Origin of the sequence: Xenophilus sp., from assembly GCF_044462705.1 — a bacterium.
In the GTDB taxonomy this organism is placed as follows: domain Bacteria; phylum Pseudomonadota; class Gammaproteobacteria; order Burkholderiales; family Burkholderiaceae_C; genus Xenophilus; species Xenophilus azovorans.
Genome location: NZ_JBIQNC010000040.1, coordinates 18,752 through 28,995, shown reverse-complemented (window position 1 = coordinate 28,995; position 10,244 = coordinate 18,752). Strand labels below are relative to the sequence as shown.

The 10,244-nt window shown below is 73.4% G+C and carries 10 protein-coding genes; 1 reads left to right on the top strand and 9 read right to left on the bottom strand.

The features are described from left to right. Window positions 1-44 precede the first annotated feature (44 nt). The 9 genes from ACIY1X_RS09040 to ACIY1X_RS09000 all read right to left on the bottom strand — a co-directional run bounded on the left by ACIY1X_RS09040 (window position 45) and on the right by ACIY1X_RS09000 (window position 9,421). Entirely contained in the window at window positions 45-1,079 is a 1,035-nt protein-coding gene (locus ACIY1X_RS09040; RefSeq protein ID WP_399679905.1) for an aldo/keto reductase, read from the bottom strand. A gap of 190 nt (window positions 1,080-1,269) precedes the next feature. Beyond that, window positions 1,270-1,641, bottom strand: coding sequence for a DUF6285 domain-containing protein (locus ACIY1X_RS09035; protein WP_399679903.1), 372 nt, complete (start codon window positions 1,639-1,641; stop codon window positions 1,270-1,272). Between the two features lie 7 nt (window positions 1,642-1,648). Next, on the bottom strand, window positions 1,649-2,653 hold the full coding sequence (locus ACIY1X_RS09030; RefSeq protein WP_399679901.1) for a phosphotransferase family protein: 1,005 nt from the start codon (window positions 2,651-2,653) through the stop codon (window positions 1,649-1,651). Window positions 2,654-2,660: 7 nt separating this feature from the next. After that, window positions 2,661-3,638: an NAD(P)H-dependent flavin oxidoreductase gene (locus ACIY1X_RS09025; RefSeq protein WP_399679899.1), complete on the bottom strand. Its 978-nt coding sequence runs from the start codon at window positions 3,636-3,638 to the stop codon at window positions 2,661-2,663. Window positions 3,639-3,646: 8 nt separating this feature from the next. Then, on the bottom strand, window positions 3,647-4,642 hold the full coding sequence (locus ACIY1X_RS09020; RefSeq protein ID WP_399679898.1) for a Bug family tripartite tricarboxylate transporter substrate binding protein: 996 nt from the start codon (window positions 4,640-4,642) through the stop codon (window positions 3,647-3,649). A 37-nt stretch (window positions 4,643-4,679) separates the two neighbouring features. Beyond that, window positions 4,680-5,558: a crotonase/enoyl-CoA hydratase family protein gene (locus tag ACIY1X_RS09015; protein ID WP_399679896.1), complete on the bottom strand. Its 879-nt coding sequence runs from the start codon at window positions 5,556-5,558 to the stop codon at window positions 4,680-4,682. Window positions 5,559-5,568: 10 nt separating this feature from the next. Continuing rightward, window positions 5,569-7,098, bottom strand: a complete 1,530-nt coding sequence (locus ACIY1X_RS09010; RefSeq protein ID WP_399679894.1) for an acyl-CoA synthetase — start codon at window positions 7,096-7,098, stop codon at window positions 5,569-5,571. 13 nt (window positions 7,099-7,111) lie between these two features. Continuing rightward, window positions 7,112-8,242, bottom strand: a complete 1,131-nt coding sequence (locus ACIY1X_RS09005; RefSeq protein WP_399679893.1) for an acyl-CoA dehydrogenase family protein — start codon at window positions 8,240-8,242, stop codon at window positions 7,112-7,114. Window positions 8,243-8,260: 18 nt separating this feature from the next. Then, window positions 8,261-9,421, bottom strand: coding sequence for an acyl-CoA dehydrogenase family protein (locus tag ACIY1X_RS09000; RefSeq protein ID WP_399679891.1), 1,161 nt, complete (start codon window positions 9,419-9,421; stop codon window positions 8,261-8,263). Between the two features lie 62 nt (window positions 9,422-9,483). Here ACIY1X_RS09000 and ACIY1X_RS08995 point away from each other — a divergent pair, with 62 nt between their 5' ends. Then, window positions 9,484-10,242, top strand: coding sequence for a FadR/GntR family transcriptional regulator (locus ACIY1X_RS08995; protein WP_399679889.1), 759 nt, complete (start codon window positions 9,484-9,486; stop codon window positions 10,240-10,242). Window positions 10,243-10,244: the final 2 nt, after the last annotated feature.

The window sequence follows — 10,244 nt, the reverse complement described above, 5'->3', positions numbered from 1 at the left end:
GTTGTCGTTGTCGTTGTCGTTGTCGTTGTCGTGGCAAGGCGCGGTCAGCCCGTGCGCCGCCGCAGCCGCGCATCGGCCAGCGCGGGCGGCGGCACGCCGAGGTCGGCCGGGTTGAGCGTGGTGCCGGGCGGCACGACCGCGTCGATCGCATCGAGCAGCGCGTCGTCCAGGCGCCCGCTGCCGGCACCGAGCTGCTGCCGGAGCTGCTCCATCGTGCGCGGCCCGACGATGGCCGCGTGCACGGCGCGGTGCGACAGCACGAAGCGCAGCGCCAGGTGCACCAGCGGCATGCCGGCCTGCGCCGCCAGGGCGGCCAGCGCCTCCACCGCCGCGGCCTTGCGCCGGCCTTCGTCCGAGGCGGTGTCGAAGCGGCCCGGGTTGAAGCGCGTGCGCCAGCTCTCGGCGGCCGGCTCGCCGGCGCGGTACTTGCCGGCCAGCCAGCCGCCGGCCAATGGGCTCCAGACCAGCACGCCGAGCCGGTGGCGCTCGGCCGCGGGCAGCAGCTCGGCCTCGATCGCGCGCACCAGGATCGAGTACTGGGGCTGCTCGCTGACGAAGCGCTCGCGCACGCGCTCGCGGGCGACCCACTGGGCCTCCACCACGTCGGCGGGCGAGAAGCCGGAGGTGCCGATCATGTGGATCTTGCCCTCGCGCACGAGGTCGGAGAGCACGCCCAGCGTCTCGTCGATGTCGCAGGACGGGTCGGGGCGGTGCAACTGGTACAGGTCGATCCAGTCGGTGCGCAGGCGGCGCAGGCTGCCCTCCACGGCCTGGCGGATCCAGCGCCGCGAGTTGCCGCGCTGGTGGGGCTGCGGCCCCATCGGGAAGTGGCCCTTGGTCGCCAGCACCACCTGCTGGCGCCGCGCGCCGGCCAGCGCCCGGCCGACGATCTCTTCGGTGCCGCCGCGGTTGCCGTAGACGTCGGCGGTGTCGACGAAGTTGATGCCCGCGTCCAGCGCCGCGTGGATGATGCGCGTGCACTCGGCCGCGTCGGTGTTGCCCTGGGCGCCGAACATCATCGTGCCCAGGCACAGGCGGCTGACCTGCACCCCGGTGGTGCCGAGCGTGGTGCAGTCCATTCAGCTATCCATTGCGCTGCGCGCCACCCGCCGCCTACGAAACAGAACGCCCTTTTCCGCTCCGAAGGCCGCGGAGCAGACCATGCAAGGGCACCCGCGGAACTGGCTTGGCCAGGCCGCCGGGTGCGCCCCCCTCCCGCCGAAGGCGAGAGAGGGGGGAGCGGCGAAGCCGCTTGGGGGGTGTTTCATTTCAGTCCGCCGGGCCGGTCCAGCCGGGGTGGTCGATCGCCAGCGCCTCGTGCAGGCTGCGGCGCAGGTGGTCGACGAGCGCCGGGTCGTCCGGCGCCGCGCCGCCGTCGGCGATGCGTGCGGCGAGGGCGGCGCGCATCGCCGGCAGGTCCGCGCCCTCGCCCGTGTCGCCGAGCAGGGCGCGCAGCCGCTGCGCCTCGGCGGCGTCGGCGCCCGGCGCGAGGCGCAGTTCGCGCCCCAGCAGGCGCAGCACGTTGATCACCACGCGCGTGCGAAAGCGCGCGTAGCCTTCCAGCGCGGGCAGCACGTCGCGCTCCAGGTCGGCGGCGCAGGAGGCGAGCAGCGCCTCGGCAGGGGGGAGGAAGGCAGGCACGGGCGTTTCACTCCTTGGCGGTGGCGAGCGTCATGAAGTCCCACAGCGGCTCCTCGAGCCGGCGCCCGATGGCCGCCAGTTCGACGTTGCCCTCGCCGCCGGTGCCCGCCAGGCCGCGGCGCACGCAGGCGATGGCCCACTTGAGGTTGGACATCGCCTCCCAGAAGCGCACTCGCGCCGGATCGACGCGGCCGCCGCCGGCGCGCTCGTAGGCGGCGTACAGCGCCTCGCGGCTGCCGAAGCCGCCGGCCTCGCCGGCGCCGCCGAAGCGCCAGCTGCGCATGCACAGCACGCCCAGGTCGTGCATCGGGTCGCCGATGCGGGCGATCTCCCAGTCGAGCACGCAGCGGATGCCCTGCGCCGGGTCGACGATCAGGTTGCCGGTGCGGAAGTCGGCGTGGACGACGCCGGCGCGCTCCTCGCGCGGCAGGCGCTCGCCGATCCAGCGGATCGCCCAAGCCAGTGCCGGGTGCGTGCGCTCGTGGCCGCGCAGCAGCGCCGCGTAGATGGCCAGCTCGTCGGCCGCGCGCAGGCGCTGCAGGAAGGGCAGGCCGCCCACGGGCATGCGGTGGATCGCCGCCAGGATCTCGCCGGCCTGCGCCGCCAGCGCGGGGCGCACGGCGTCGAAGGCGGCGTCGGACACGATGCGCCGGCCCAGCGTCTCGCCGGCGACGCGGTCGGTGACGTAGCCGCAGCCCAGGCCGTCGTCCGGCGCGAGCACGTGGCGCACGCGCGGCGCCGGCACGCCGGCGGCGCGCGCGGCGTCCATCACGGCGGCGTCCTGCGCGGCGTCGAGCTTGGGCGGGCGCTGCGCGCCGGGCGCCAGGTCGGCCGCGCGCGGCGGCGTCTGCTGCAGGATCAGCGGCTCGCGGCCCTGCGCGCCGACCCAGTCGAAGGACCAGGTGGCCTTGGTGGCGCCGCCGGTCAGGCGCGCGAGCGACTGCACCTCGCCCGCGCCGAGCACGCCCGCCAGCGCGCGCGCCAGCGATGCGGGGGTGGGCTGCGTGTCCATGCGCCGCTCAGGCCGCCGCCAGCGCGGCCGCCGCGGCCAGCCGTTCGCGGCACTGCGCGACCATGCGCTCGACCAGCTCGGCGCAGGTCGGGATGTCGTCGATCAGGCCCGCCACCATGCCGGCCCAGATCACGCCGCCGGTGGTGTCGCCCGCTTCCAGCGCGGCGCGCCCGCGCTGGCCGTTGACCAGCGGGCGCAGCTCGTCGAAGGTGGCGCCGCCCGCGCGCCCTTCGAGGCGCAGCACTTCCTCGGACACCGGGTTGAGCAGCACGCGCGAGCTGTTGCGCAGCGTGCGCATGATCAGCCGCGTGTCGGTCTCGCGCGCGGCCAGCAGCGCCTGCTTGATGTGCTCGTGCACCTGGGCCTCCTGCGTGGCGACGAAGCGCGTGCCCATGTTCACGCCCTCGGCGCCCAGCGCCAGCGCGGCGGCCATGCCGCGGCCGTCGGCGATGCCGCCGGAGGCGATCACCGGCACCGACAGCGCCGAGACCGCGGCCGGGATCAGCACCAGGCCGGGCACGTCGTCCTCGCCCGGATGGCCGGCGCACTCGAAGCCGTCGATGCTGACGATGTCCACGCCGCGCTTCTCGGCGGCCAGCGCATGGCGCACCGAGGTGCACTTGTGCACGACCACGATGCCCGCCTCGCGCAGCTGCGCGAAGCGCTCGGCCGGCACGTTGCCGGCGGTCTCCACCACCGGGATGCCGGCGCGCACGATCACCTCGAAGATGCGGTCGTAGGGCGGCGGGTTGACCGTGGGCAGCATGGTCACGTTCACGCCGAAGGGTCGGTCGGTGAGCGTGCGGCAGTGCGCGATCTCCTCGGCCAGCGCCTCGGGCGTGGGCTGCGTGAGCGCGCCCAGCATGCCCAGCGCGCCGGCGTTGGACACGGCCGCCGCCAGCTTCGCGCGGCCGACCCACTGCATGCCGCCCTGCACGATCGGATGGCGGCAGCCCAGCAGGCGCGTGACGCGGTTGTCCTGCATGGCCCGGCTCATTCGAGGCGGATGTCGTTCTCGCGCACGATCTTGGTCCAGCGCTGCAGGTCTTCCTGCAGGAACTGCGCGAATTCGGTGTTGGTGTTGCCCACGGGCTCGTAGCCGAGCTGCAGGATCTTCTCCTTGACGTCGGGCATCCGGACGATCTGCCGGACGGCGGCCACGTACTTGTCGACGACGGCCGCCGGCGTGCCGGCCGGCAGGAACATGGCGCCCCAGCCGGGCAGGTTGATGTCGGGGTAGCCGGCCTCGGCGAAGGTGGGCACGGTGGGAAAGGTGGCGAGCCGGTTGGCCGAGGCCACCGCGATGATCTTGACCTTGCCGCTGCCGACCTGGTTGGCGTAGAAGCCGGCCGAGCCGTAGGCCAGCGCGATGTTGCCGCTGGCCAGGTCGGGGAAGGAGGCGGCTTCGCCCTTGTAGGCCACGTGCTTGATGCGGATGCCCGCGGCGCGGTTCAGCCCCTCGCCGATCAGGTGGCCGCCGGAGCCCACGCCGTAGCTGCCGAAGCTGTATTTCTCGGGCGCTGCCTTGGCGAGCCTGACGACGCCCGCCAGGTCGTCGGCCGGCAGCTGGGCGTTGGCCGCCAGCGTGATCGGGAAGCTCGCCACGATCGACACCGGCGCCAGGTCGTTCATCCTGTACTGCGGGTTGGGCTGCAGCACGAGGTTCTGCACGAAGCCGCTGATGGTGAACAGCGCCGTGTAGCCGTCGGCCGGCGACTTGGCGACGTGAGAGGTGGCCAGGATGGTGTTGGCGCCCGGCTTCGATTCCACGATGACCGCCTGGCCCCACAGCTCGTTGAGCTTGGCCGCCACCACCCGTGCGAGCACGTCGAGGTTGCCGCCGGGCGCGGTGGGGATGACGATCCGCACCGGCTTGTCGGGGAAGGCGCTTCCCTGGGCGAGCGCGCCGGGGCCGGCGCACAGGCCGAGGGCGGCCACGGCAGCGGCCAGAAGGGTGCGGCGCGGCATGCGCGCGATGGTGGGGGGCATGGCTGTCTCCTTGTCCTTGTGTCGGTGGGAACGGGGCCTACCAGCTCGGGCGGGCCACGCCCTCGCCGAAAGGCTCGTCGCGCCGGCGCACGGCGGCCTTGAAGCCGTGCGCGGCGACGTCTTCGTCGAAGGCCTTCTTGGCGCGCGACAGGTGCGCGCGCGCGTCGGTCTCGGCGGCCAGGCGCGCCAGCGTGCCGGCGCCGGCCAGTTCCAGCGCCAGGTTCACGATGCGCTTGTGCGCGGCCAGCAGTTCGGCATCGACCGTGGCCATGCGGCGGGCCAGGCCCATCACCTCGTCCTCCAGCCGCTCGGGCGGGGCGCTGGCCACGGCCAGGCCGATGCGCGCGGCGTCGGCGCCGCTGACCACGTCGCCCGTCAGCAGCAGGCGCTTGGCCCACTGCGGGCCGACGTGGTAGATCCACATGTGGTTGGGCGGCGAGCCCATCGCGCGCGTGGCCGGGAAGCCGATGCGCGCGTCGTCGGCGGCGATCACCAGGTCGCAGTACAGCGCCAGGTCGGTGCCGCCGGCCACGCAGTGGCCGTGCACCTTGGCGATGACGGGCTTGTGCACCACGAAGGCGGTGCGCAGCAGCTCCTGGAAGCGTTCGAGCTTCCACGTGTCGTCGTCGAAGCTGGCGTTGCCGCTGCGGTAGTCGAGCGCGGCGCCTTCCTCGGCGGCGTACTGCGCGTAGGCCGACTTCATGTCGTAGCCGGCGCAGAAGTCGGGGCCGGCGCCCTCGACCACGATGACGGCGACGCTGCGCAGGTCGTCGGCCTCCAGCAGCGCCGCGCGCAGTTCCTGCAGCAGCGGCCACGACAGCGCGTTGCGCCGCTCGGGCCGGTCCAGCGTGATGCGGGCGACGCCCGCGTCGACCGCGAAGCGCAGGTGCCGCGGATCGGTGAGCCACTTGCCCATGACGGTCCTCCTAGATCCTGCGCCCGGCGTTCTGCCAGAACGGCTCGCGCAGGCGGCGCTTGAAGATCTTGCCGCTGTCCTCGCGCGGCAGCGCGGCGTAGAAGTCGATGCGCCGGGGCACCTTGTACTTCGCCAGCCGCGACATCAGGTATTCGCGGATCTGCTCGACGCTCAGCTCGGCGCCGGGCATCGGCTCGACGGCGGCGGCCAGCGACTCGCCGAAGTCTTCGTCGGGAATGCCGAACACGGCGCAGTCCTTCACGCCCGGGCACTGCGTGAGCACCATCTCGATCTCGGCCGGGTAGATGTTGGTGCCGCCGAAGATCACCATGTCCGAGCGCCGGTCGCACAGGTACAGCCGGCCGTCCTTCATGTAGCCGATGTCGCCCAGGCTCACCAGCCCGTCGCGCTCGACCGAGCGGCGCTTCTCCTCGTGGTTCAGGTAGGTGAAGTCGGCATACGCCGGCACGCGGGCGTAGATCTCGCCGATCTCGCCCTCGGGCAGGCGCCGGCCGGCCTCGTCGTAGAAGGCCACCTGCGTGCCCGGCGTCGGCCGGCCGACGCAGCCGGGGTGCTCCAGCCAGTCCTGCGGCGTGGCCAGCGTGGCGGTGCCGACCTCGGTGCCGCCGTAGGTCTCGTAGACCACCGGGCCCCACCAGGCCATCAGTTCCTGCTTGACCTCGCGCGGGCACGGCGCGCCAGTGTGCGTGACCCAGCGCAGCGAACGCACGTCGTAGCGGTCGCGCACCTCGCGCGGCAGCTTGAGCATGCGCACGAACATGGTGGGCACCATCACGGCGTTCTCGATGCGGTGCCGGGCGATGAGCTCCAGCGTCTCCTCGGGGTCGAACTTCGACTGCAGCACCAGCACGTCCGCCGTCAGCAGCGCCTGGCGGCCGTAGGCGTTGGGCGAGGCGTGGTAGAGCGGTCCGCTCACCAGCGCCCGCACGCCCGGCTTCAGGCCGTAGACGCTGGCGAACATCTCCACGTAGGCCTGCGTCTGCTCGGGCGTGGCGGGCTCGCGCTTCACGCCCTTGGGATGGCCGGTGGTGCCCGAGGTGTAGATCATGGTGGCGCGGTTGCGCCGCGGCGGCCCGGCCAGCGGCTCGAAGCGGCTCAGCCAGCCGCCCCACTCGACGTCGCCCGGCGCCGGCGCGGCGAGCGATGCGGGCACGCCGTAGCGTGCGACGACCTCCGGCGGCGTGGGCACCACGAACACCTGGATGCCTGGCGGGATGCGGCCGCGGACCGGCGCCAGCAGGTCGGCATGGGCGACCAGCACCTTCGGCTTCGCGTCCTCCAGGATGTAGAGCACCTCGTCGACCTGGCCGTGCCAGTTGATCGGCACGCCGTAGGCGCCGACCGCATTGGCGGCCTGCTGCACCTCGAAGAAGGCGAAGTCGTTGCGCAGCAGCAAGGCGATGCAATCGCCCTCCTGCACGCCGATCTGCTCCAGGCCGGCCGCGGCCTGCTGGGCGTTGCGCAGCACCTCGTCGCGCGGCACGCCGCGGCCGTCGAGGTAGATCATGGGGGTCGTCATGGGAATCCTCTTCTCAGGCCAGCGCCGCGAGCCGCGCCGCATGGGCGTCGGCGTCGCCGAAGCACTGGTCCATCACGTGAATGCGCCGCAGGCTGTGGCCGACCGCGTACTCCTCGGTCATGCCGATGCCGCCGTGCAGCTGGATCGCGCCGTGCGCGACGGCGCGCGCGTTGCGGCCGACCGAGAGCTTCGCGCGCGACAGGTCGGCGCGCGCGTGCTCGCCGTCCGGCTCGTCGGCAGCGACGGCCGCGGCCAGCGCCATGCTGCGCGCCATCTCCAGCGCCACGAACATCTGCGAGGCGCGGTGGCGCAGCGCCTGGTTCTCGCCGATGGCGCGGCCGAACTGCTTGCGCGTGCGCACGTACTCCATCGCCAGCGCGAAGGCGGCCTCGGCCGCGCCCACCATGTCGGCGCAGGCCGCCGCCAGGCCCAGCGCCTGCGTGCGCTCGATGGCCAGGGCTTGCACCGCGGCGTCGAGCGGGTCGCCCAGCGGCTCGGCCGGCGCGTCGTCCAGCCGCAGCTCGCCGCCGGCGGTGTCGTCCACCAGGCGGAAGGCGCGCGCCTGCACGCCCGGCGCCGCCGGGTCCACCAGGAACAGGGCGCAGCCGGCGGCGTCGCCGGGCGCACCCGAGACGCGCGCGCTGACGACGACGCGCTGCGCCGGGCCCAGGCCGGCGACCGGCGACTTCACGCCCGTCAGGCGCCAGCCGTCCTTCGCGGGTCGCGCGGCCGCCTGCACCCACAGCGGCGCGTGGCGGCCCTCGGGTTCGTCGTGGGCCCAGGCCAGCCGCGTGCCGCCTTCGGCCACGCCGGGCAGCACCTGCGCCTGCTGGGCGTCGGTGCCGGCCAGGCGCAGCGCCGTGGCGCCGAGCACCGTCGCCAGGTAGGGTTCGAGCGAGAGCGCGCGGCCCATCGCCTGCATCACCGGCAGCAGGTCGCGTGCGCCGCCGCCGAAGCCGCCGTGCGCCTCGGGCAGCGGCAGGGCCGTCAGGCCGAGGCCGGCGAGCGCCGACCAGGTCTGCGCGTCGTGCCAGGCGTCGCCGGCCACCAGCGCGCGGCGCTGTTCGAAGGCGCCGCGGTCGGCCAGCAGGCGCGCCAGGCTGTCGCCGAGCGCGCGTTGATCGTCATCGAGTTCGAAGTTCATGGGGGGCGTTCACGGGCCCTAGCCGACGAGGGCCTTGGCGAGGATGTCGTTCTGCACTTCGGTCGTGCCGCCGTAGATGGAGGCGGCGCGGGAATAGAAGTAGCGCGGCGTGAGCGGGCCGTGCGCCAGCTCGTCGGCGTCGCGGCGCTCCAGGCCCTGCGGGCCGGCGAGCCGCGCGAGCAGCGCGTTGATCTCCTGCTGCAGCTCGGTGCCCTTGAGCTTGAGCACCGAGGCGAAGGCCGGCACGCGCGCCTGCTCGGCCGGGGTGAGCAGGAAGCGCCAGTTGGTGATCTCCAGCGCGCGGACCTCGGCGCCGAGCGCGGCGATCTCGGCGCGCAGCTTCGGGTCGTCCCACAGGGGCCGGCCCGCCTGCGTGGTCTGCTGCGCGATCTCGCGCGCGCGGTCCAGCCGCTCCCAGCACAGGCCGACGTTGGCGATGCCGGTGCGCTCGTTGGCCAGCAGGAACTTGGCGCAGTCCCAGCCGCGGTTCTCCTGGCCGACGAGCTGGTCCACCGGCACGCGCACGTCGTCGAAGAACACCTCGTTGAGGTGGTGGTCACCGTCGATCGAGCGGATCGGGCGGATGCGGATGCCCGGCGTCTTCAGGTCGATCAGCAGGAAGGAGATGCCCTCCTGCTTGCGCGCGCCGTCGTCGGTGCGCACCAGCGCGAACACCCAGTCGGCCAGGTGGGCGGTGGTGGTCCAGATCTTCTGGCCGTTGACGACATAGTGGTCGCCCTCGCGCCGCGCGGCGGTGCGCAGCGAGGCCAGGTCCGAGCCCGAGCCCGGCTCGGAGAAGCCCTGGCAGAACCACAGGTCGAGGTTGGCCAGGCGCGGCAGGAAGTGGTCGCACTGCGCGGGCGTGCCGAACTTCATCAGCACCGGCCCGAGCATGTTGGTGTTGAACACCTGCGGCAGCGGCGCGGGCGCGCGGTAGATCTCGTCGAGCAGGATGAGGCGCTCCACCTGGCCCAGGTCCGCGCCGCCGTACTGCCGGGGCCAGTGCGGCACGGCCCAGCCGCGCTCGTTGAGGATGCGCTGCCAGGTCACGGTGTCTTGCTTGCGCGGCGGGTGCCCGGCGCGCAGGCGCGCGCGGATGTCATCGGGCAGCCTCGCCTGGATGAACGCGCGCACCTCGTCGCGGAAGGCGCGCTGCTCGGTCGTCAGGGTCAGGTCCATGGCTCGAATCTTATGGTTCAACCAATGACTATGCAATACTAGCGAAAGCCCTAGGACTTCTCATGACCATCACCGACCCGCTGTTCCAGCCCGTGCGCACCCGGCGCGGATTCGAGGCCGTCTGCGACCGCATCCGCGAGCAGCTCATGAGCGGCACGCTCAAGCCGGGCGACCGGCTGCCCGGCGAGCGCGAGCTGTCCGAGCGCTACGGCATCGGCCGCGCGGCCGCGCGCCACGCGCTGCGCAGCCTGGAGGTGGCGGGCGTGGTGGAGGCGCGCAAGGGCATCAACGGCGGCTTCTACATCCGCAGCGGCGGCGGCAGCGCCGGCCTGGCGCAGACGGTGCAGGACATGGTCTCGCTGGCGCAGGCCTCGATCGAGAGCGTCACCGAGGCGCGCATCGAGATCACCTGCGTGGCGATCCGGCTGGCCTGCGAGCGCGCGACCGAGGAGGAGCTCGACGCGATCCAGGAGGACATCGACATCCACGCGGACCTGTTCCGCATGGGGCAGGGCTCGCGCAACGTGCAGTCGGTGATCCAGTTCTACCGGCTCATCGCGCAGGCCACGCACAACCCGCTGATCGTGATGATGGTGGACGCGCTGTCGCAGGTGTACCGCGGCCTGCTGGCGCAGGTGGACCCGCGGCCCAACAAAGACATCATGGTGATCCGCCAGCGCATCCTCGACCTCATGCGCAAGCGCGACGCGCAGGCGGCATCCGAGGCGATGGCGCAGCACCTGCGGCGCGTGAGCAACTACCTCGACGCCGAGAGCCGCGAGCCGCAGCGTCCGCGGCGCGGCCGCGCCGGCCGCGGCTGAGG

Excerpts from the sequence above, each read along its gene's own strand:
- ACIY1X_RS09040 (WP_399679905.1), bottom strand. The coding sequence starts at position 1,079 with ATGGACTGCACCACGCTCGGCACCACCGGGGTGCAGGTCAGCCGCCTG.
- ACIY1X_RS09030 (WP_399679901.1), bottom strand. The coding sequence starts at position 2,653 with ATGGACACGCAGCCCACCCCCGCATCGCTGGCGCGCGCGCTGGCGGGC.
- ACIY1X_RS09025 (WP_399679899.1), bottom strand. The coding sequence starts at position 3,638 with ATGCAGGACAACCGCGTCACGCGCCTGCTGGGCTGCCGCCATCCGATC.
- ACIY1X_RS09020 (WP_399679898.1), bottom strand. The coding sequence starts at position 4,642 with ATGCCCCCCACCATCGCGCGCATGCCGCGCCGCACCCTTCTGGCCGCT.
- ACIY1X_RS09015 (WP_399679896.1), bottom strand. The coding sequence starts at position 5,558 with ATGGGCAAGTGGCTCACCGATCCGCGGCACCTGCGCTTCGCGGTCGAC.
- ACIY1X_RS09010 (WP_399679894.1), bottom strand. The coding sequence starts at position 7,098 with ATGACGACCCCCATGATCTACCTCGACGGCCGCGGCGTGCCGCGCGAC.
- ACIY1X_RS09005 (WP_399679893.1), bottom strand. The coding sequence starts at position 8,242 with ATGAACTTCGAACTCGATGACGATCAACGCGCGCTCGGCGACAGCCTG.
- ACIY1X_RS09000 (WP_399679891.1), bottom strand. The coding sequence starts at position 9,421 with ATGGACCTGACCCTGACGACCGAGCAGCGCGCCTTCCGCGACGAGGTG.
- ACIY1X_RS08995 (WP_399679889.1), top strand. The coding sequence starts at position 9,484 with ATGACCATCACCGACCCGCTGTTCCAGCCCGTGCGCACCCGGCGCGGA.